This is a genomic window from Pseudomonas helmanticensis, from assembly GCF_900182985.1.
GTDB lineage: Bacteria > Pseudomonadota > Gammaproteobacteria > Pseudomonadales > Pseudomonadaceae > Aquipseudomonas > Aquipseudomonas helmanticensis.
In genome coordinates this window covers 4969454-4990844 of sequence record NZ_FXUY01000001.1, presented here as the reverse complement: position 1 = coordinate 4990844, position 21391 = coordinate 4969454, and the positions used below count along the sequence as shown (strand labels likewise).

Genomic DNA, 21391 nt, shown 5'->3' with positions numbered 1-21391 from the left:
GAGGAATCCCTGATGCGTGTAGCCCTTTACCAATGTCCACCGCTGCCACTGGACCCCGCCGCCAACCTGCAGCGCCTGCATCAACTGGCGATGGAGGCCAAGGGTGCGGACTTGCTGGTGCTGCCGGAGATGTTCATGACCGGCTACAACATCGGGGCCGAGGCGGTCAGCACGCTGGCTGAGGTCTACAACGGAGAATGGGCGCAACAGATCGGCCGGATCGCCAAGGCAGCCGGGCTGGCGATTGTTTACGGGTATCCGGAACGCACCGCTGACGGTCAGATCTACAACGCCGTGCAGTTGATCGATTCGCACGGTGAGCGCCTGTGCAATTACCGTAAAACGCATCTGTTTGGTGATCTGGATCGCTCGATGTTCAGCCCGGGTGAGGATGATTTCCCCATCGTCGAACTCAATGGCTGGAAGCTAGGTTTCCTGATCTGCTACGACCTGGAATTTCCGGAAAACACCCGGCGTCTGGCACTCGCCGGCGCCGAGTTGATTCTGGTGCCGACCGCGAACATGATCCCGTTCGATTTCGTCGCCGATGTCACCGTGCGTTCGCGCGCCTTCGAAAACCAGTGCTACGTGGCCTACGCCAACTATTGCGGCCACGAAGGCGACATCCATTATTGCGGGCAAAGCAGCCTCGCCGCGCCGGATGGTAGTCGCATCGCCCAGGCCGGACTCGACGAAGCGTTGATCATCGGCGAGCTTGATCGGCAGTTGATGCTCGACTCGCGCGCAGCCAATCTCTACCTCAGCGATCGTCGCCCCGAGCTTTACGGCGCGCTGAACCAGCGCTAATCCGCTAGCATTGGCACTTCACTGTTCTGGAAGTGCCCATGCCTGCGCCGACTCACCCCCGCCCCCATACTGAAACCCTGGCCAACGGCTTGCGTGTGACCCTGCGTCATGTGCCCGGTTTGAAGCGCAGCGCCGCCGCATTGCGCGTGGCTGCCGGTAGTCATGACGTGCCGCTGGCGTGGCCGGGGCTGGCGCATTTCCTTGAGCATCTGCTGTTTCTCGGCACCGAGCGTTTTCCTGCGGGCGAAGGGCTGATGGCCTACGTGCAAGGTCACGGTGGCCAGGTGAACGCCAGCACCCGGGAACGTACCACTGATTATTTCTTTGAGTTGCCGACTAAAGCGTTCAGCGCTGGGCTGGAGCGTCTGTCAGACATGCTCGCCCAGCCACGTATGAAACCGGAAGATCAGTTGCGGGAACGGGAAGTGTTGCAGGCAGAATTTATCGCCTGGTCGCAAGATCCTGCGGCGCAGCAGCAATTTGCCTTGTTCGAAGGATTACCGGCAGAGCATCCGTTGCGCGGGTTTCATGCGGGGAATCGGGACAGCCTGCAAGTCGAGCAGGCTGCGTTTCAACAGGCGCTCAACGATTTCCATCAGCAGTTTTATCAGACTGGGCAGATGACCTTGAGCCTGGTTGGGCCGCAGAGTTTCGAAGAATTGAAAGCGCTGGCTGAGCAGTTTTCACAAGCCTTACCGGCTGGGGATAACGTTGCGCAGGCGGCAACCGTGCCGCTGACGGTGAAAAGTTATCAACAGGTCAGTGAGCGACGCGGCAATTTTCTGTTTGCGTTTGATTACTTGCCTGAGTCGTCTGTCGAGGCTTTGGCGTTTCTTTGTCATTGGCTGAACAGCACCAAACCCGGCGGGTTGCCCGCGCATTTGCAGCAGCAGAAGCTGGCAGATGGCTTGAAAGCCGCGCCGGTTTATCACTTCAACGGGCAAGCGTTGTTGCAGCTGGAATTCACCGCGCCACCGGAATCGTTAAATGCCATTCGCGAGCAGATCCTGGATTGGCTGAATTTCTTCGCTCAGCAAGATTGGGCGCCACTGCGCAAAGAATACGCGGCCCTGCTTGAACGTCAGCAGCAAGTCAGCGGCGCGCTGCAACTGGCGCGGCTCGACAGTGAGCAGCTTGAAAATGGCTTGTCCGATAGAGGCGCTGAAGCCCTCACACAGATCCTCAGCGAAATCGGCACTGTGGATAACTTCAGCGAGCACTGGCATCTGCCCGCCGCCAATCCATTCCTGCGAGCCAATGAGCCTTTGGCCAACGCCGGACTGATTCGCGGCCAGACCAGCGCCCACCGAGGCCTGCGTACGTTCGCTCAGGATCGATCGCGCGGCCGTCGTGAACGCTCGCCGATGCAGTTCAGCCAGGCGTTGCCGGACAGCACTGATGAAGGCGCGATTTATCTGCGCTGGCAGATGAAGGCCGCCGCCAGCACTGATCTGCACTCGCGGTTGCAGCGCAGTCTTCGGCAAACGCAGCAAGATGCGCGTGAGGCCGGCGTCGAGCTGACTTTCAGCGCCACTGGCAACCAATGGTTGCTGAAGCTCAGCGGTCTGCAGGAGCCAATGCCCGGCGTTCTCGAGCACGCGCTGAAATGTCTGATACAGGTTGACGCCGACTCAACGCTTGCTGAGCCGAAACCGCCGCTGATCCTCATTCGCCAACTGCTTGAACTGCTGCCGGAACATGTTCTGCCATCAGCCAAAACCGGGGACGATGCCAAGCACCTGTGGACAACTTCACGCTGGGACGGCCTTGCTCTGGGTCTTGATCAGCAGACGCAATCGGCCATGGGCCTGGCCCTGAGCCGTATTCCCGGGACCCCGGACAATCAGTTGCCAACGCCGGCGGCGATCACGGCGCACAAACACTGGAGCCACATCGATACCGCCTCCAGCGAACACGCCTTGTTGCTGTTCTGCCCAACCGCCAATCGCGATATCGCCGACGAAGCTGCATGGCGAATGCTCGCGCAGCTGTGTCAGACACCGTTCTATCAGCGTTTGCGCGTCGAGTTGCAATTGGGCTACGCCGTGTTCATTGCGCTTCGCCAGATTCAGGGGCAGACCGCCCTGCTGTTCGGCGTGCAATCGCCAAGTGCCAAACCTGCGGAGTTGCTCAAGCACATTCAACAGTTTCTCATCGCAATTCCCGCGCTGATCGAACAACTTGATGAAGCCAGTCTCAGCCAGCAACGGCAAAATCTCGCGGATCAATTCGGTGACGCCACACTGGCCAGCAGAGATGCCGCCGAACTGCTGTGGCAGGCCAGGCTCGCGGGCCACTCGTCGGATTATCTTGAGCAATTGATCAGCGCAATCGGCCAACTCGACCGCCAGACATTGCTCGCCGCTGCTCAGCGTGTGATCAACGCAGAAGGTGGCTGGCTCTGCCTCGCCAGCGATCCGGCGCCGCAAACCGCATGGCAAGCGACAAAATGATCATTACCAAGGCTGCAAGGAGCTTTCTCAAAGATTCACGGGCAAACCCGGTGACATTTTGAGTAACATAGCAGCCTAACTATTTGGAACATCTTTGCGCTGCCGTGGACTATACCTATGGACAGCGCTATCCCACCCACCCCGAGGAGACACATCATGTCCTGGACAAAACCTGCTTACACCGACCTGCGTATCGGCTTCGAAGTCACCATGTACTTCGCCAGCCGCTGAGTTCTGCTTACATAGAACTGCAGTGCAACGCCTCGGCTCGCCGGGGCGTTTTATTTTCCGCGTTGAAATGATGGAGTGTTCATGTTCGTCCAGATTCTGGGTTCGGCCGCTGGTGGCGGTTTTCCGCAGTGGAATTGCAACTGCGTCAATTGCGCAGGCTTTCGCGACGGCAGCCTGAATGCCAAGGCCCGCACCCAATCGTCCATCGCGATTTCCGATGACGGCGTGAACTGGGTGCTGTGCAACGCCTCGCCGGACATCCGCGCGCAGCTGCAAAGCTTCGCCCCGATGCAACCGGGCCGCGCCCTGCGTGACACCGGCATCAGCGCGATCATCCTGATGGACAGCCAGATCGACCACACCACCGGTCTGCTCAGCCTGCGCGAAGGCTGCCCGCATCAGGTCTGGTGCACGGACATGGTTCACGAAGACCTCAGCACCGGTTTTCCATTGTTCAAGATGCTTACCCACTGGAACGGCGGGCTTGCCTGGAACCGCATCGAACTCGACCAGAGTTTCACCGTGGCCGCCTGCCCGAACCTGCGTTTCACCCCGCTGCCATTGCGCAGCGCCGCGCCGCCGTACTCGCCGCACCGCTTCGACCCGCACCCGGGCGACAATATCGGTTTGATCGTTGAAGACCTGAACACCGGCGGCAAGCTGTTCTATGCGCCAGGACTGGGCAAGGTCGATGCGCCGTTGCTGGAAATCATGGCGAGCAGCGATTGCCTGTTGGTCGACGGCACGATGTGGGATGACGATGAAATGCAGCGTCGTGGCGTCGGCACCCGCACCGGACGCGAGATGGGCCATCTGGCACAGAACGGGCCTGGCGGCATGCTCGAAGTACTGGAGCAACTGCCTGAACAGCGCAAGGTGCTTATCCACATCAACAATACCAATCCGATTCTCGACGAGGATTCGCCGGAGCGTGCGGAATTGGCGCGGCGTGATGTTGAAGTGGCGTATGACGGCATGAGTATTGTGCTGTAAGCATTTGAGACCGCTGCGCGGTCTATCGCGAGCAGGCTCACTCCTACATTGGAATGCGATCACCTGTAGGAGTGAGCCTGCTCGCGATAAGGCCGGCACATACACTAGATATTTCTAGGGTTGTTCCCCGGAGAACCGCAATGACTGACACCCCGCTGTCCCCCACCGAATTCGAAGCGGCCCTGCGCGCCAAAGGCGCTTACTACCACATCTACCACCCGTACCACGTGGCGATGTATGAAGGCCGCGCCACTCGCGAACAGATCCAGGGCTGGGTCGCCAACCGCTTCTACTATCAGGTGAACATCCCTCTGAAAGACGCGGCGATCCTCGCCAACTGCCCGGACCGCGAAATCCGCCGCGAGTGGATTCAGCGCCTGCTCGACCACGACGGCGCCCCCGGTGAAGACGGCGGCATCGAAGCGTGGCTGCGACTCGGTCAAGCGGTCGGTCTCAACCCGGATCAACTGCGCTCTCAGGAGCTGGTGCTGCCCGGCGTACGGTTCGCCGTCGATGCCTACGTCAACTTCGCCCGCCGCGCCAATTGGCAGGAAGCCGCCAGCAGCTCACTGACCGAACTGTTCGCGCCGCAGATCCACCAATCGCGCCTCGACAGCTGGCCGCAGCATTACCCGTGGATCGACCCGGCCGGTTACGAATACTTCCGCACCCGCCTCGGTCAGGCCCGGCGCGATGTCGAGCACGGTCTGGCGATCACGCTCGAGCACTACAAGACGCGCGAAGGCCAGGAGCGCATGCTGGAAATTCTCCAGTTCAAACTGGACATTCTTTGGAGCATGCTCGATGCCATGAGCATGGCCTACGAATTGAACCGCCCGCCGTACCACAGCGTGACCGAACAACGCGTCTGGCATAAAGGAATCACCTTATGAGTTTCGATCGCAGCAAAGTCCCGAGCTGGCGCCCCGGCTACCGTTTCCAGTACGAACCGGCGCAGAAAGGCCATGTGCTGCTGTACCCGGAAGGCATGATCAAGCTCAACGAAACCGCTGCACTGATCGGCGGTTTGATTGACGGCGAACGCGACGTCGCGGCGATCATCGCCCAACTCGATGAGCAGTTCCCCGGCGTGCCCGAGCTCGGTGACGACATCGAGCAATTCATGGAGGTTGCCCGTGCACAGCACTGGATCGAACTTGCCTGATCTGCCGCCCAAGCCTGAAATCGGCCTGCCGCTGTGGCTGCTCGCCGAGCTGACCTACCGCTGCCCGCTGCAATGCCCGTACTGCTCCAATCCACTGGATTTTGCCGAGCAGGGCAAAGAGCTGACCACAGAACAGTGGATCAAGGTCTTCCGCGAGGCGCGGGAGATGGGCGCGGCGCAACTGGGCTTTTCCGGTGGCGAGCCGCTGGTGCGTCAGGATCTCGCCGAGCTGATTCATGAAGCGCGGCAGTTGGGTTTCTACACCAACCTGATCACCTCCGGCATTGGCCTGACCGAGCAGAAAATCAGCGACTTCAAGAAGGCCGGCCTCGATCACATACAGATCAGTTTTCAGGCCAGCGACGAGCAAGTGAACAACCTCCTCGCCGGCTCGAAAAAAGCCTTCGCGCAGAAGCTGGAGATGGCCCGTGCGGTGAAGGCCCACGGCTATCCGATGGTGCTGAATTTCGTCACCCATCGGCACAACATCGACAAGATCGACCGCATCATCGAGCTGTGCATTGCACTTGAAGCCGACTTCGTCGAACTCGCCACCTGCCAGTTTTACGGTTGGGCGCAGCTCAATCGTGTCGGCCTGTTGCCGACCAAAGAGCAACTGGTGCGCGCCGAGCGCATCACCAACGAATACCGCGCGAAACTGGAAGCCGAAGGGCATCCGTGCAAGCTGATTTTCGTCACCCCGGATTACTACGAAGAACGCCCGAAAGCCTGCATGAACGGCTGGGGAAGCATCTTTCTGACGGTCACGCCGGACGGCACCGCCCTGCCCTGCCACGGCGCCCGGCAGATGCCAGTGCAATTTCCCAATGTGCGCGATCACAGCATGCAGCACATCTGGTACGACTCGTTTGGTTTCAATCGCTTTCGCGGCTACGACTGGATGCCCGAGCCGTGCCGCTCCTGCGACGAGAAAGAAAAAGACTTCGGCGGCTGCCGCTGCCAGGCGTTCATGCTCACCGGTGATGCGAGCAATGCCGACCCGGTGTGCAGCAAATCCGAACATCACGGCGTGATCCTCAAGGCCCGCGAAGAAGCCGAGACCGCCACCCAAACCATCGAACAATTGGCCTTCCGCAATGAACGAAACTCGCGCCTCATCGCCAAGGGCTGAGCCTTTCAGCGCCTCGCAAGCCGTCGCCGCCGGCATGGACTTCGCCGAGCTGCAACTCGGTGCCAATGGATTGTTCTGGAATGAATATCGTCCGGAAGATGCCGCCTGCCGGATCTGGCATTGGCGTGATGGCGTGGCGAAATGTCTGACGCCGAACGGCTTCAGCGTGCGCAGTCGGGTGTACGAATATGGTGGTGGCGCGTTTTGTCTGACGCCAGATGGGGTGGTTTTCGTCGCGGAGGCAGATCAGCAGTTGTATCGGCAGACGCTGGATGGCGAGCCTGAGGCGCTGACGTCGGGTGAGTGTCGTTATGGCGATCTGCATTTTGCCAATGGCCAGGTGCTGGCGGTGGAAGAACAGCGTGATAAGCATCGGCTGGTGGCGATTGATTTGGCTGACGGCGCGCGGCATTTGTTGGCTGAGGGCGCGGATTTCTATGCTGCGCCAACTATCAGCCCGGATGGTCAGCGTTTAGCGTGGATCGAGTGGAGTCGGCCGCATCAGCCGTGGACCTCGACCCGGTTGATGGTGGCTGAATGCTTGGCTGCCGGCACATTCGGTTCGCCACGATGTGTTGCTGGCGGTGAGGTTGAAGAATCCATTCAACAACCACGATTTGATACTGAAGGTCGGCTGTATTGCCTGACCGATCGCGGTGGATTCTGGCAGCCGTGGGCTGAGACTTCCGATGGTCTGGAGCCTTTGTCCGCAGCGCCGGCCGATCATGCACCGGCGCCTTGGCAATTGGGCGGCTGCACTTGGTTGTCTGTCGAGGGTTCTTTTTTAGCCAGTTGGACCGAAGGTGGTTTCGGCCGTCTGACCCTCGGCGATGAAGATTTCACAGGCGACTACAGTCGCTTCCGTCATCTGGCGCTGGATGCACAAAACCTCTACTGCATCGCTGCCTCGCCGATCAGCCCAGCGGCGGTCATCGCCATTGATCGAACCACGCGCGAAGTGAAGGTGCTGGCCGGTGACGTGGCGCCCCTGCCCGCCGAGCACATCAGCCGCCCGCAAACCCTGCGTTACCCGAGCGGGTCGGGCGAGGCGCATGGGTTCTTCTATCCAGCCATGAGCGGCGAGACGAAACCGCCGCTGGTGGTGTTCATCCACGGCGGCCCGACGTCGGCCTGCTACCCGATGCTCGACCCGCGCATCCAGTACTGGACGCACCGCGGCTTCGCCGTCGCCGATCTCAACTATCGCGGTAGTAGCGGTTATGGCCGGGAATATCGGCAGGCACTGCACTTGAGCTGGGGCGAGGTGGATGTCGAGGATGCTTGTGCGGTAGTGAGCTATCTCGCCGAACAGGGTTTGATCGACGGCAATCGCGCTTTCATTCGGGGCGGCAGCGCAGGCGGTTACACCACTTTATGCGCATTGGCGTTCAAACAGGTTTTCCGTGCGGGCGCCAGCCTTTACGGCGTTAGCGATCCAGTTGCGCTGGCACGAGCGACACACAAGTTCGAAGGGGATTATCTGGACTGGCTGATCGGCGATCCCGAGCAAGATGCCGAACGCTACGCTGCCCGCACGCCGTTGCTGCACGCAAACAACATCCGCGTGCCGGTGATTTTCTTTCAGGGTGAACTGGACGCCGTGGTTGTCCCGCAACAAACCCGTGACATGGTCACGGCGCTGGAGCAGAACGCCGTCCCGGTCGAAGTCCATTACTACCCCGACGAACGCCACGGCTTCCGCCGCGCCGCCAATCAGGCGCATGCGCTGGAACATGAATGGAAGTTTTACCGCCGGGTGATGGGGCTCTCTGACTGAAACCCTCTCCCTGTAGGAACTGCGGCACGCTGCGATCTTTTGATCCTTAAAATCAAAAGATCGCAGCGTGCCGCAGCTCCTACAGGCTTATGCCGCTGACTCAGCGCTTGGCGATGATGTACACCGCATGCACGATCCCCGGAATATACCCGCACAACGTCAGCAGAATGTTCAACCAGAACGCCCCGCCAAACCCGACCTGCAGAAACACACCCAGTGGCGGCAACAAAATAGCGATGATGATGCGAATGAAATCCATGTGGCAGCTCCTGAATGGGGGTTGGCTCACTTGAGCCATACAAGCTAATCGACCCGCGCCGTTCGTCAGGGTTCAGTGCAACTGCCATTTGATCGCCATCACCGACAAAAAAACGCCCCACGCCAAAAGAATCAGGCGTGGGGCGTGCGTTATACCGCGAGACGGTTCTTTAATTCAGGTGGGAAACTTCAGTTCAGACGGCAATCCCTTTGCGGCATTGCAGTTGGGCGGTGCGCACTCGCGAGAAGGCGCGGCCCAGGCGCAGGAGCATTTCGTCGATGTTGGTTTTGCTCACGGTGAGGGCCGGGGTGAAGCGCAGGCAGTTGGCTTGCGGGGCGTTGAGCAGCAGGCCTTCGTGCAGGGCGGCGTGGACTACTGCGTTGGCGCAATCGTCTGACAGGGTCAGTCCATGGAACAACCCTTGGCCGCGCAGTTCGCCATGATCGTAGCGGTGTGCCAATCGGGCCAGACCTTCGCGCAGGTGCTGGCCGTTCTCGTTGACCTGCTGGAGGAAACTGCGGTCATGCACACTGTCGAGCACCACCAGCCCGGCGGCTGTCATCAGCGCATTGCCATGGTGGGTGCCGCCGAGCTCGCCAGGCTCGAAACAGCAAGCCTTGCCCCGCGCCAGCAGCGCCGCCAACGGCACACCGCCACCAAGCCCTTTACCGAGCACGACGATATCGGCGCGCACGCCGTAGGATTGTTCGGCGAGCAAAGTGCCGCAACGGCCGATGCCGGTTTGCACTTCGTCGAGGATCAGCAGAATGCCCAGTTCACGACAGAGTCGTTCGACACCTTTGAGGTAATGCTCGGTGGCCGGAACAACCCCAGCATCACTTTGGATCGGCTCAAGCATGATCGCCACGGTTTGCGCGTCGACTGCGGCGTGCAGCGCCGGTAAGTCGTTGAATGGCACCAGATCAAAACCCGGCAGTAACGGCGCGAAACGGTTGTGCAGGTTGCAGCTGTCCGAGGCGGAAATTGTCGCCAGGCTGCGGCCATGACAACCCTGCTTCGCGACGATGATCCGCGAGGCGCCGCCGCGATGCAGTTGGCCCCACTTACGTGCGAGTTTGATCGCTGCTTCACAGGCTTCGCTGCCGCTGTTGAGCAGGTATGCCTGATCGCTGGAGGTAGCGGTGCACAGGCGTTCGGCGAGGCTGAGCATGCCGCGATTGTGCAGATTGAAACCGGGATTGATCAGCGCCTGCGCTTGACTGCTGATGGCTTTCACCAGCGCCGAAGGGCTGTGGCCAAGGCTGTTGGCGCCACCGGCCTGAGAAAAGTCGAGATACGCACGATCGTTGCTGTCCCACAGCCATGAGCCTTGCCCGCGGACGAACACCTGCTGTGGCCGTTCGACGCTGGGCATCAACCGTTCGGCGCTGAGATTTTCGCTGTTTTCAGCGGGATTGGCCTCGAAGGCGAGGTCATCAAGACTCGGCGTCTGGCGCCGCAAACTGAACAGATTCATTGCAAAAAACCTCGTTCGAGGTTTTTTGAACTGCCTATGTAAACACTGTCGAAGCGAACGCTATTCATCGCGCTTTCTGGCCCTGTAAGCCTTGTGAATGCGGTTAGACTAGGCGCACTGACGGCTTCGGGCCATTTCGATTTCCCAGCATTTTCGATAAGCATTACTTATGGATTTCAAACAACTGCGTTATTTCGTCGCGGTCTACGAAGAAGGGCATGTCGGTCGCGCTGCGGAACGTCTGTCGATCTCGCAACCGGCGTTGTCGCAGCAGATCCGCCAACTTGAACAGAACCTCGACGTCACTCTGTTCGAACGCAGTAGCAAACGCCTGCTGCCAACCCTCGCCGCGCACACGTTGTATAACCACGCGTTGCCACTGCTCGACGGTTTGCAACGAGCGCGCGAGGCGCTGGGCAATTTCAAGGGCCAGGCCCTGCGCACGCTGGCGATCGGCGTGCTGCAAACGGTGCATACCAGTCTGGTGCCGCAAATGCTCGAACGGGTGCGCAAGGCGCAGCCGCATCTGGTGGTGCAGATTTATGAATTGACTGGACTTGAGATCGAGCGGCGACTGCTCAACGGGTCGCTGGATATTGGCATCAGTTATCTACCGCCGCGCCAACCGGGCCTGCACGGTGTGATGTTGTACGAAGATGAACTGACGCTGGTGATTCCGGCAGATCATCCGTTGCGCGAATTCAAGAAGGTCTCGATGCGCCAGGCCGCCGAGTTGCCGATGCTGCTGTTGGGCGAAGAGTTTCAGATCCGCCAGATCTGGCAGGCGCAACTGACAGCTTTGGGGCGCCGCCCGCAGGTGCAAGCCGAGCTGAACAATATGGTGGGGATTCTCGACAGTCTGCCGCACACCAAACTGGCGACGGTGCTGCCCGGGCGTTCGCAAAAGGAATACGACGATCAGGATCTGCTGTGGAAACCGCTGAGCGAACCCCGAGTGCCGCTGAAAGTGGGCTTGGTCTGTCGCGATGTGCAACGTCAGCAGGCACCTTTGGCGCTATTGCAGACATTGCTGGAAGAGGTGATGGAGCGCGAGATAAGGCCGCCGCTCGACCCTTTGGTCTGAGCACTTTTCTGCAGGCAAAAGAAAACCCCGCCGAAGCGGGGCTTTGCAGACTGTTTCCCTGACATCCATTTCACTCCGCCACCCTGGCAGAATCCTACGTGTCCGTGTTGTTGCTTTGCGCTTCCTGCGCGACGTCCATGAAATGTAGATTAGCCGTGGATCCAATCCACGCATATGGGAGAACAGCAGCACGTCATGTAAGCAAATGCTTACATGACGCTATCTCATCAGAATTGCGCTGCATCCAGCAGGAACAACGACTCGCTACCGGCCTTCACCGACGCGCTCAACGAGTGAATGCGCGGCAGCAGACGGGCGAAGTAGAACCGTGCAGTGCCGAGCTTGCTCGCATAGAAATCGTCCTGCGCTTCTTTGCCCAGCGAAGCCTTGGCCATCAGTGCCCACATGTACGCGTAGGAAACGTAGCCGAACGCTTGCAGATATTCGACCGAAGCCGCGCCGATTTCGTTCGGGTTGTTTTTCGCCCGATCCAGCAGCCACGAGGTCAGCTCGTCGAGGGTGCCGACGGCATCGTTCAGCGGCTTGGTGAATTCGCCCAGATCGGTACTGGCGGTCGCGGTGAAGTGGCGGATCTCATCAGCGAACAGCTTGTAGAACGCGCCGCCACTACCGACAATCTTGCGACCGACCAGGTCCAGCGCCTGAATGCCGTTGGTGCCTTCGTAGATCTGGGTGATGCGCACGTCGCGCACCAGTTGCTCCTGGCCCCATTCGCGGATGTAGCCGTGGCCGCCAAAAATCTGCTGGCCGTGCACGGTGGTTTCCAGACCCAGATCGGTGAGGAACGCCTTGGCAACCGGCGTCAGCAGAGCCACCAGATCTTCCGCACGCTTGCGGGTGGTGGCGTCTTCGCTGAACTTGGCGGTGTCGAGTTGCATCGCCACGTAGGTGGAGAACGCACGGCCACCTTCGTTCGAGGCTTTCATTGTCAGCAGCATGCGACGCACGTCCGGGTGGACGATGATCGGGTCAGCGACTTTGTCTTTGTTCTGCGCGCCGGTCGGCGAACGGCTTTGCAGACGGTCGCGGGCATATTCAACGGCGTTCTGGTACGAACGCTCGCCGGTCGCCAGGCCTTGGATGCCGACGCCCAGACGCTCGTAGTTCATCATGGTGAACATCGCGTTGAGGCCTTTGTTCGGCTCGCCGACCAGATAACCCACGGCTTCGTCGAAGTTCATCACGCAGGTCGCGGAAGCCTGGATACCCATCTTGTGTTCGATCGAACCGCAGTTCGCCGGGTTGCGCGCGCCCAGGCTGCCGTCGGCATTGACCATGAACTTCGGCACCAGGAACAGTGAAATGCCTTTCGGGCCCGCCGGGGCGTCCGGCAGTTTCGCCAGCACCAGGTGAATGATGTTCTCGGTGAGGTCGTGTTCGCCACCGGTGATGAAGATCTTGGTGCCGCTGACTTTGTAGGAACCGTCGGCCTGAGGTTCGGCCTTGGTACGGATGATCCCCAGATCGGTGCCGGCGTGCGGCTCGGTCAGGCACATCGAACCGGCCCAGATGCCGGCGTACATGTTCGGCAGGTACGCGGCTTTCAGCTCTTCGCTGGCGTGGGCGTTGATCGACAGGCAGGCGCCGGCAGTCAGCATCGGATACAGACCGAAGGACAGGCTGGCGGAGTTGACCATTTCTTCAACCTGCGCCGATACGGCTTTGGGCATGCCCATGCCGCCATATTCGGGATCACCGCCGACGCCGACCCAACCGCCTTCGGCGTAAGTCTGATAGGCCTGTGGGAAACCGGCCGGAGTGGTGACGGCGCCGTCAGCCCAATGACAACCTTCTTCGTCAGCGGCACGGCTCAAGGGCGCGATGCTTTTGCTGGTGACCTTGCCGGCCTCTTCGAGAATCGCTTCAACGGTTTCGGCGTCGACGGTGTCGGCCAGAGCCGGCAGTTCGGCCCAGAGTTTGGCGACCTCGAACACTTCATTGAGGACGAAGCGCATATCGCGCAGCGGCGCTTTGTAGTCAGCCATGGCAAACCTCGCAAGATCTAAACAGGTTATTCGTGAAGGGTGTTTTCGTTGAGCCGGAGTGTACCTCAACAACTTTTGCGACACATAGGGTCAACCAGTGACTGATTTGTTATTTTTAGTCACCGAAAAAAGATCGTCCGAAGGCTCGGGCCGCGATCGGACGATCTTTTGATCTTCCTTAAAGCGCAAACACCTCCGCCGGCAACTTCATCAAACAATCACTCCCCGCCTCTACAGCCGCCCGATGCGCCGCCGTACGCGGCAACAGTCGCTTGAAGTAAAACTCGCACGTCGCCAATTTCCCCCGCAGATAGTCCGCCTCCCCTTCGCCCGCCTCCAGTTGCGCCTGCGCTACCAACGCCATGCGCAACCACAGATAACCGAGAATGATGTAACCGCTGTACATCAAATAATCCACCGACGCCGCGCCCACTTCATCTGGATTCTTCATCGCCGCCATGCCGACCTTCATGGTCAGCTCGCCCCACTGCTGATTCAGCTCGTTGAGCTGCGCAACAAAACTGCCCAACTGCGGATGCTCAGCGTTGGCCGCGCAGAACTTGTGGACGATCTTGGTAAACCCGCGCAGCAACTTGCCCTGACTGCCGAGCACTTTGCGCCCGAGCAGGTCCAGCGCCTGAATGCCGTTGGTGCCCTCGTAGATCGGCGCAATCCGGCAATCGCGCACCAATTGCTCCATGCCCCATTCGCGAATAAAACCGTGGCCGCCAAACACCTGCATGCCATGGTTGGTCACTTCCAGCCCGGTATCGGTCATGAACGCTTTGCAGATCGGCGTGAGGAACGCCAACAGGTCTTCAGCCTCCAGACGCGCCTCGGCATCGTTGCTCAGGTGTGCGACATCGAGCAGTTGCGCAGTGAAGTAGGTCAGTGCGCGATTGCCTTCGTTGAAGGCTTTCATGGTCAGCAGCATGCGCCGCACATCCGGGTGGACGATGATCGGGTCGGCGGCTTTGTCCGGGGCTTTGGCGCCCGTCAGCGAGCGCATCTGCAAACGATCGTTGGCGTATTTGATCGCGCCCTGAAAACTTGCCTCGCCCAGACACAAACCCTGCATGCCGGTACCGAGCCGTGCGTGGTTCATCATGGTGAACATGCAATTGAGGCCCTTGTTCGGCTCGCCGATCAGGTAACCCGTGGCACCGTCGAAGTTGAGCACGCAGGTGGCCGAGGCCTTGATGCCCATCTTGTGCTCGATTGAACCGCAGGACACGCCGTTGCGCTCGCCCGCTTCGCCCGCCGTGTCCGGCAAGAACTTCGGCACGATAAACAGCGAAATGCCTTTGGTGCCGGCCGGCGCGTCCGGCAGTTTCGCCAGCACCAGATGGATGATGTTGTCGCTCATGTCATGCTCGCCGGCGGAGATGAAAATCTTGCTGCCGGTGACCGCGTAACTGCCGTCGGCCTGGGGCACGGCGCGGGTCTTGATGATGCCCAGGTCGGTGCCGCAATGGGCTTCAGTCAGGCACATGGTGCCGGTCCACTGGCCGGCGGTGAGTCTGCTCAGATAGGTTTCTTTCTGTTCAGCGGTGCCATGCGCGTGGATCGCCGACATCGCGCCGTGGGTCAGGCCCGGGTACATGCCCCAGGACGTGTTGCTGGAACCGACCATTTCGCTGATCACCAGCCCCAGCGAACTCGGCAAGCCTTGGCCGCCATACACCGGATCTGCCGCCAGACCGTGCCAGCCACCTTCGACATATTGTGCGAACGCTTGCTTGAAGCCTGTAGGCGTTGTCACCACGCCGTTGTCGAAATGGCAGCCTTCTTCGTCACCGCTGCGATTGAGCGGTGCCAGCACGTTCTCACAGAACTTCGCGCCTTCTTCGAGGATCGCGTTGATCATGTCCGGGCTGGCATCGTCGGCGCCGAGCGCGGCGTAGTTGGTGTGGAAGTCGAAGACGTGGTCAATCAGAAAACGCATGTCGCGCAGGGGGGCTTTGTACTCGGGCATGGTGGCTTCTCCGTCAGCAGATTTCCTCAACCTACTGCCGGCCACCACGCCTCACAATCACTGTGCAGACGCTGAATGCGCCGTCATCACTCAACCCGCAGCAGCGTCCATGCGTACGGCGCCACGGCGGTTCTGACCGAACGCAACCACGCAGTTGCGCCCTGCGCCCTTGGCACTGTAGAGCGCCTCGTCGGCAGATTTGAGGACTTGCTCTGGCGTTCGTTGTTCCAGACGTTCGGCGACGCCGATGCTCACCGTCACCGACACACTTGATGCGCCGGAACCAGCACGACGCTGACGACCTTGCTGGTCATCCTGCGGGCGGTTTTCCTGATTGCGCAGCTGGATGTTGTAAGAGGCGATCGACTCGCGGATCACTTCCAGATGCGGCATGCATTCCTCAAGGGTTTTGCCTGCGAATACCAGGGCAAATTCCTCGCCGCCATAGCGATATGCCCTACCGCCACCGCTGATTTTCGACAGTTTGCTGGCGACCAGGCGCAACACTTGGTCACCGACATCGTGGCCGTGGGTGTCGTTGAATTTCTTGAAGTGGTCGACGTCGCTCATCGCCAGCACATAGTTGCGCCCGAGGCGCTGCATGCGTTCGTTGAGTGCGCGGCGTCCCGGCAGGCCGGTGAGTTCGTCGCGGAAGGCCATTTGATAAGCCTCGTGCGCCACGGCCGCCGCGATCATCAACATTACCTGGCTGCACATGATGTTCAGGGTGAACGGCAGGATGAAGGTTTTCGGCAGCATCCAGAACACACCGAGCAAGCCGACCAGTTGCGCCGCGTGCAAGGGGCGCGGGTTGCGCCAGTATTGCCAGGCCAAGAGCAGGAATGCCGAGATAAACACCGGATAGGACAGCTGGATCAGGCTCATCCATGCGCCGTGCAGCGCCGGCCAGCGTATCTCTGACAGCCAGATCAGCAGCGCCTGGGGATAACTTTGCTCAAGTCCCAGCGCGACACTGCCGAATGCCAGCAACACGGCAAACCGCGCAACCATGTCCTGAAACAGGTGCGTGCGCTCCTGCCACGCGGCGAAGAGGCCGAACAACAACGGCAGCAGCAGGCAGACCAGATGAAACACCACCGCGGCGTCTTCGCGCACCTTGCCGTTGTCACGGTAATAGTCGGTCTGGGTGTCGAGCAGAAAATAGGCGATGTACACCGTGAGCATCAGAAACAGTTCACGCTGGCGTCGGTAAACCGCACAGTAAGCGCCACCCAGCAGCAGAACCAGAGTCGGCAACACGTTGAACAGAGAAGTGAAGAACACGTTGAGGTCTTTGACGTACGCAGCCGCCAACCCCGCGAGTAACAACAGCAGTGAAGGTAGGAAATGGCTGAAACGTACAGCGGAAGAACGCGGCAAGGGTAAAGCTCCGACCCGTCATGGCAAAGAGGTGGCATTGTGCCTGCAATGCATGCAGTTAAGCACACACAATGTGATCCAGATCACACGCAGTCTCTTTAACGGCAGAAAACCTGACTATCTGAGCAATTTGCCAAGTTTTTTGCCTTCGACCAGCCGCTGGCCACCATCAATGGTGGCCAGGCTGGGAAATTCCCCTCAAAGATCGTTGTAAAACGGCAGCAGCGGCCCCTCCGCCGGGCTCCGTCCTTCGGCACCGTAAGGCTTGAGATTGAGCGATGCATCCGCTGCCTGACGAGTCGTGACCTTCGGACTGGCCGGGCGCTGGGTCACGGCGTTTTCATCGCCGATATGGCCCTGCGGGATAACCAGCGATGGATGATCGAACGGCGCCCGCTCCCAGGCCACGCGTGGGTCGGTCAGGCCGACTTCCATGAATTTCACCAGCGCATCGATCTCATCCGGGGTCAGGTTGAGGTTGGTCATGTCCGGATCGAGGTTCGAGGTGTTGTGCTGATTGGCCGACGGGTGTTCGAAACCGCTGGTGTTGTTGGCATCCTCACCACGGCGGTCGCCGCCACGGTTGTAGAACTCCATCACTTGCTTGAGCGTCGCGCGGCTGCCGTTGTGGAAGTACGGCCCGGTCAGGGCGATGTTGCGCAGGGTTGGAGTCTTGAAGGCACCGTCGACCGAATCGCGGAAGTTGACGTTGGGTTTGAGCGTCGCATCGCACGGAATCGCTGCGCTCAGCGGTGCCTCGAAGGTGCAGACATCGACGTCCAGCGGATCGGGAATGCTGCCACCCTGCAGCAACTTGTTGTATTGCCGGCTGAACGACCACGGATTACCCCAGGCATCGGTGCCGCCAAGGGCCAGGTCTTCGGACGTCGGACGCACGCCGGTGTTGTAGAAGCCGTTGTCGTAAAGAGTGGTGAGGTTGTCGGCCATGACCATACGTTCGATGCGCTCACGCGGATGCATCAACAGGCGGCTGGCAGCGTTGGTCAGCTCCGCGCCGCCATGGCAACTGACGCATTTGCCTTTGCCGAGAAACAGGTTCATGCCCAGCACTTGCTGCGCGTTCATGGCGGTCGAATCGCCCTGCAGGTAAGCATCGATCGGCGCTTGGTCTGATATTAGCGTGGACTCGTACATTTGAATTGCCAGCCCGAAGAAGAGCGGGAAGTTGGCCTCAATCTGCGTGTACGGTGCGCCGCCAACCAGCACGTTTTGCGTAGCGTTCCACAGGCGTGGCTGGAAGGCGTTCTTGATCAGTTCACGATAGGTCGGACGCCGCGCGCCGGATACCGAGGCGAGTACAGAGTCGTTGGAGGAGATCCGCTGCTGCTTGAGCATCAACTGATCGAGCATGCGCCGGCCGATGTCGGCAAAGGTGCGGCCGCCGCAGGACATTTCCACCGCGCTGCCGGGCGGGCCCACCGCTTGCGACGCGGCGGAGGCATCGTTGAGCGCCAGCCTGACTTTGGTCGCCACGGTGCTGCGCTCGGCGGTCACGTAAATCCCTGCATCGGGATCACGATTGCCGAACGGCGAGAATCCGTTGAACACGTTATTCGCGCGGCCATCCCAGAAGTTACGCACATTGAACGCGGCGTTGATTACCGACGGCGCATTACGTCCGGTGCTGCGCCGTACGTTGATGCCACCGACCTGGAAAATGCCGTCCGGTTGCTGGGTGCATTTGTCGAAACGCGGCTGGTTGGGTTTGACGAAGTTGGCGTCGAACACGCCTTGCGAGCCGACGACATCATCGCTTGAGTAAACGATTGGCGAATTACGCTCCAGTGGATTGCTCAGCACGTGAGTCGGGAAGTCGGTTTTCTTCAGTGTGTAGTTCGGCCCGCCCTTGCCGCCAGACAGTGTCGCGTAGGACGCCACGTCCCCGGGAATGTCCGACGCTAGGAAAGGTTTGTTGAAGATCGAGGCGACGTTGGTGTTGGTGTGCGCCTGGCCGGGGTTGAGCTGGTTGGTGCTGCGGTGATCGACGCCAGCGTGGTAGTGGCAGGACGCGCAAGCGGTAGCGCCATCGCTGCCGACTTCCATGTCCCAGAACAGCGCTTTGCCCAGCAGGATCGCGGCGGAGCGGTTGAGCACGTAGTCGGTCATCAAGTCGACTTTGCGTCCGCCTTCTGTCCCGGAGGGATCGGGCGGCACCATGCCACGCAGCGATTGCAGGCTCGGCACTTCCGGCACGGGCGGATCTACTTCGGCGGGCGTCGCGGCCATCGCGCCAGAGACCGCAAATGCAAGGGCTAACCAGACAAGTCGGCAGATGTTCATGTGCTTCACCCTGACGGTTGTTGTTATGAGTTTTGCCGGGCGAGAGGCGTCGTGAAACAGCGGTGGATTTCTCGTGAGCGCCGGTTAATCTGCGCAGTGCAATTAATTGGCCAGCTCTTGTAGAAACATTTTGCATCAATAAACGCGGGGCCGCGCGCTGGCAGCCACCGTTTCTGCTGGGGAATCGCCCCCGGAGTTGGGGAAAAATCCAACGCAAAAAAAACCGCTGCACCCGAAGGCGCAGCGGTTTTTTCAAGCGACCGCGTTAAGGCTTAGTAGCCCAGTGCGAAGTCTTCTTCTTTCATGTCCATCAGGTTGTTGGCGCCCGACAGCATGGTGACCACGTGAGTACGGGTACGCGGCAGGATACGCTGGAAGTAGAAGCGCGCAGTTTGCAGTTTGGCGGTGTAGAACGCTGCGTCGCCGGTGCCTTCTGCCAGCTTTTCAGCGGCCAGACGCGCCATGTCGGCCCAGAAGTAAGCCAGGCAGGCATAACCGGAGTACATCAGGTAGTCCACGGACGCCGCGCCGACTTCTTCGCGATCTTTCATCGCGGCCATACCGACCTTCATGGTCAGCTCGCCCCATTCCTTGTTGATCGCAGCCAGCGGTGCAACGAATTCTGCAACGGCTTCGTTGCCTTCGTGGGTCTGGCAGAACTTGTGGACGATCTTGGTGAAGCCTTTCAGGGCCTCGCCTTGAGTCATCAGCACTTTACGGCCGAGCAGGTCGAGTGCCTGGATACCGGTGGTGCCTTCGTACAGCATCGAAATACGGCTGTCGCGAACGTTTTGCTCCATGCCCCACTCGGCGATGAAGCCGTGGCCGCCGTAGATCTGTACGCCGTGGTTAGCGGATTCAAAACCGACTTCGGTCATGAACGCTTTGGCGATCGGGGTCATGAAGGCCAGCAGTGCGTCGGCTTTCTTCTTCTCTTCTTCATCGACGCCGTATTTGACGATGTCGACCTGTTTGGCGGTGAAGTACACCATCGCGCGGTTGCCTTCGGCGAAAGCCTTCATGGTCAACAGCATGCGACGTACGTCAGGATGCACGATGATCGGGTCAGCGGCTTTTTCCGGCGCTTTCGGGCCAGTCAGCGAGCGCATTTGCAGACGATCGCGAGCGTATTTCAGGCCACCCTGGAAACCGATTTCGGCGTGGGCCAGGCCTTGCAGCGCGGTACCCAGACGTGCGGTGTTCATAAACGTGAACATGCAGTTCAGGCCTTTGTTCGCCGGGCCGATCAGGAACCCGGTAGCACCGTCGAAGTTCATCACGCAGGTGGCGTTGCCGTGGATGCCCATCTTGTGTTCCAGCGAACCGCAAGTCACTGCGTTGCGCTCACCGATGCTGCCGTCAGCATTCGGCATGAACTTGGGAACGATGAACAGCGAGATGCCTTTGGTGCCAGCCGGTGCGTCCGGCAGGCGAGCCAGCACGATGTGGACGATGTTGTCGGCCATGTCGTGTTCACCGGCCGAGATGAAGATCTTGGTGCCGGAGACTTTGTAGGAACCGTCGGCCTGAGGTTCGGCCTTGGTGCGCAGCATGCCCAGGTCGGTGCCGCAGTGCGGTTCGGTCAGGCACATGGTGCCGGTCCATTCGCCGGAAACCAGTTTGGTCAGATAGGCTTCTTGCTGCTCTGGCGTGCCGTGCTCGGAGATGGTGTTCATCGCGCCGTGCGACAGGCCTGGGTACATGCCCCACGACCAGTTGGCTTCGCCAACCATTTCGCTTACGGCCAGACCCAGCGACTCCGGCAGGCCTTGGCCGCCGTGCTCAACGTCGTGCGCCAGGCTTGGCCAGCCGCCTTCGACAAATTGCTTGTAAGCCTCTTTGAAGCCCGTCGGGGTTTTCACGCCGGACTCGCTCCAGGTGCAACCTTCGAGGTCGCCCACGCGGTTCAGCGGTGCCAGTACCTGCTCACAAAACTTGGCGCCTTCTTCGAGAATGGCGTCAACCATGTCCGGAGTTGCGTCTGCGCAAGCCGGAAGGCTCTGATAGTGCGCTTCGTAGCCGAGCAGCTCGTCACGAACGAAGCGAATATCACGCAAGGGGGCCTTGTAGTCAGGCATAGCGATAAACCTCTGCTGATGTAACCGGGAATGAACGACCGTGTTGATTTGTTGTGACGGTCAAACAGTTGTTTGAAACATACGTTTACGCCGAAATCTTGTCAAGCATCGATGTTTTGCCGTTCGTCCCCGCCTCTTTCAAACGGCGGACGCAGCGAACCGCCATGGACTCGAACGAGCCACGGGCGCTGAAAAAAGATTAGTTGAGGGAGAAGGACTTACAACGAAAAACGCCGCGACAAGGCGCGGCGCTCAACAGGCGGACGGCGAAAA

The 21391-nt window shown here is 59.8% G+C and carries 16 protein-coding genes; 9 read left to right on the top strand and 7 right to left on the bottom strand.

The annotated features are described in order from the left end of the window. The first annotated feature begins 12 nt into the window (after positions 1 to 12). The 8 genes from QOL84_RS22265 (at position 13) to QOL84_RS22230 (ending at position 8558) form a co-directional block, all read left to right on the top strand. Positions 13 to 807, top strand: coding sequence for a carbon-nitrogen hydrolase family protein (locus QOL84_RS22265; RefSeq protein WP_283438568.1), 795 nt, complete (start codon positions 13 to 15; stop codon positions 805 to 807). 38 nt (positions 808 to 845) lie between these two features. Beyond that, entirely contained in the window at positions 846 to 3260 is a 2415-nt protein-coding gene (pqqF, locus tag QOL84_RS22260; RefSeq protein WP_283438567.1) for a pyrroloquinoline quinone biosynthesis protein PqqF, read from the top strand. A 156-nt stretch (positions 3261 to 3416) separates the two neighbouring features. Next, the gene (pqqA, locus tag QOL84_RS22255) at positions 3417 to 3491 is read left to right on the top strand and encodes a pyrroloquinoline quinone precursor peptide PqqA (protein WP_003422658.1); all 75 of its coding nucleotides are present in this window, start codon (positions 3417 to 3419) and stop codon (positions 3489 to 3491) included. An 81-nt stretch (positions 3492 to 3572) separates the two neighbouring features. Further along, positions 3573 to 4484, top strand: coding sequence for a pyrroloquinoline quinone biosynthesis protein PqqB (gene pqqB / locus QOL84_RS22250; protein ID WP_283438566.1), 912 nt, complete (start codon positions 3573 to 3575; stop codon positions 4482 to 4484). Between the two features lie 140 nt (positions 4485 to 4624). Continuing rightward, the gene (gene pqqC, locus QOL84_RS22245) at positions 4625 to 5377 is read left to right on the top strand and encodes a pyrroloquinoline-quinone synthase PqqC (protein WP_283438565.1); all 753 of its coding nucleotides are present in this window, start codon (positions 4625 to 4627) and stop codon (positions 5375 to 5377) included. After that, positions 5374 to 5649 (top strand): pyrroloquinoline quinone biosynthesis peptide chaperone PqqD, encoded by a 276-nt coding sequence (gene pqqD, locus QOL84_RS22240; RefSeq protein WP_129395779.1) that lies wholly within the window; start codon positions 5374 to 5376, stop codon positions 5647 to 5649. Before pqqC ends, pqqD begins: the two co-directional genes overlap by 4 nt. Then, positions 5642 to 6781: a pyrroloquinoline quinone biosynthesis protein PqqE gene (gene pqqE / locus QOL84_RS22235; protein WP_283438676.1), complete on the top strand. Its 1140-nt coding sequence runs from the start codon at positions 5642 to 5644 to the stop codon at positions 6779 to 6781. Before pqqD ends, pqqE begins: the two co-directional genes overlap by 8 nt. Continuing rightward, the gene (locus QOL84_RS22230; RefSeq protein ID WP_283438564.1) at positions 6747 to 8558 is read left to right on the top strand and encodes a S9 family peptidase; all 1812 of its coding nucleotides are present in this window, start codon (positions 6747 to 6749) and stop codon (positions 8556 to 8558) included. The genes pqqE and QOL84_RS22230 overlap by 35 nt, the downstream gene beginning before the upstream one ends. Before the next feature lie 100 nt (positions 8559 to 8658). Here the strand turns inward: QOL84_RS22230 and QOL84_RS22225 are convergent, their stop codons facing one another. Then, entirely contained in the window at positions 8659 to 8817 is a 159-nt protein-coding gene (locus QOL84_RS22225) for a YqaE/Pmp3 family membrane protein (RefSeq protein WP_003228885.1), read from the bottom strand. A gap of 193 nt (positions 8818 to 9010) precedes the next feature. Continuing rightward, positions 9011 to 10294, bottom strand: a complete 1284-nt coding sequence (locus QOL84_RS22220; protein ID WP_283438563.1) for an aspartate aminotransferase family protein — start codon at positions 10292 to 10294, stop codon at positions 9011 to 9013. A gap of 169 nt (positions 10295 to 10463) precedes the next feature. On the opposite strand from QOL84_RS22220, the gene QOL84_RS22215 reads away from it, so the two are divergent. Further along, positions 10464 to 11378: a LysR family transcriptional regulator gene (locus QOL84_RS22215; protein WP_283438562.1), complete on the top strand. Its 915-nt coding sequence runs from the start codon at positions 10464 to 10466 to the stop codon at positions 11376 to 11378. A gap of 227 nt (positions 11379 to 11605) precedes the next feature. Here QOL84_RS22215 and QOL84_RS22210 read toward each other — a convergent pair whose 3' ends face one another. From QOL84_RS22210 to QOL84_RS22190, 5 genes are all read right to left on the bottom strand, one after another. Continuing rightward, complete coding sequence (locus QOL84_RS22210; protein WP_283438561.1) at positions 11606 to 13384, bottom strand: acyl-CoA dehydrogenase C-terminal domain-containing protein; 1779 nt, start codon at positions 13382 to 13384, stop codon at positions 11606 to 11608. 178 nt (positions 13385 to 13562) lie between these two features. Next, entirely contained in the window at positions 13563 to 15359 is a 1797-nt protein-coding gene (locus tag QOL84_RS22205; RefSeq protein ID WP_283438560.1) for an acyl-CoA dehydrogenase C-terminal domain-containing protein, read from the bottom strand. Positions 15360 to 15449: 90 nt separating this feature from the next. Continuing rightward, positions 15450 to 16739, bottom strand: a complete 1290-nt coding sequence (locus QOL84_RS22200; protein WP_129395786.1) for a GGDEF domain-containing protein — start codon at positions 16737 to 16739, stop codon at positions 15450 to 15452. A 198-nt stretch (positions 16740 to 16937) separates the two neighbouring features. Further along, entirely contained in the window at positions 16938 to 19040 is a 2103-nt protein-coding gene (locus QOL84_RS22195; protein ID WP_283438559.1) for a cytochrome-c peroxidase, read from the bottom strand. Between the two features lie 272 nt (positions 19041 to 19312). Continuing rightward, positions 19313 to 21118, bottom strand: a complete 1806-nt coding sequence (locus tag QOL84_RS22190; RefSeq protein WP_283438558.1) for a phenylacyl-CoA dehydrogenase — start codon at positions 21116 to 21118, stop codon at positions 19313 to 19315. Positions 21119 to 21391 lie beyond the last annotated feature (273 nt).

Coding starts and splice junctions, on each gene's coding strand:
- QOL84_RS22190 (WP_283438558.1), bottom strand. CDS start 21,118: ATGCCTGACTACAAGGCCCCCTTGCGTGATATTCGCTTCGTTCGTGAC.
- QOL84_RS22215 (WP_283438562.1), top strand. CDS start 10,464: ATGGATTTCAAACAACTGCGTTATTTCGTCGCGGTCTACGAAGAAGGG.
- pqqC (WP_283438565.1), top strand. CDS start 4,625: ATGACTGACACCCCGCTGTCCCCCACCGAATTCGAAGCGGCCCTGCGC.
- QOL84_RS22210 (WP_283438561.1), bottom strand. CDS start 13,384: ATGGCTGACTACAAAGCGCCGCTGCGCGATATGCGCTTCGTCCTCAAT.
- pqqD (WP_129395779.1), top strand. CDS start 5,374: ATGAGTTTCGATCGCAGCAAAGTCCCGAGCTGGCGCCCCGGCTACCGT.
- QOL84_RS22195 (WP_283438559.1), bottom strand. CDS start 19,040: ATGAACATCTGCCGACTTGTCTGGTTAGCCCTTGCATTTGCGGTCTCT.
- QOL84_RS22220 (WP_283438563.1), bottom strand. CDS start 10,294: ATGAATCTGTTCAGTTTGCGGCGCCAGACGCCGAGTCTTGATGACCTC.
- QOL84_RS22225 (WP_003228885.1), bottom strand. CDS start 8,817: ATGGATTTCATTCGCATCATCATCGCTATTTTGTTGCCGCCACTGGGT.
- pqqB (WP_283438566.1), top strand. CDS start 3,573: ATGTTCGTCCAGATTCTGGGTTCGGCCGCTGGTGGCGGTTTTCCGCAG.
- QOL84_RS22265 (WP_283438568.1), top strand. CDS start 13: ATGCGTGTAGCCCTTTACCAATGTCCACCGCTGCCACTGGACCCCGCC.
- QOL84_RS22230 (WP_283438564.1), top strand. CDS start 6,747: ATGAACGAAACTCGCGCCTCATCGCCAAGGGCTGAGCCTTTCAGCGCC.
- pqqF (WP_283438567.1), top strand. CDS start 846: ATGCCTGCGCCGACTCACCCCCGCCCCCATACTGAAACCCTGGCCAAC.
- QOL84_RS22205 (WP_283438560.1), bottom strand. CDS start 15,359: ATGCCCGAGTACAAAGCCCCCCTGCGCGACATGCGTTTTCTGATTGAC.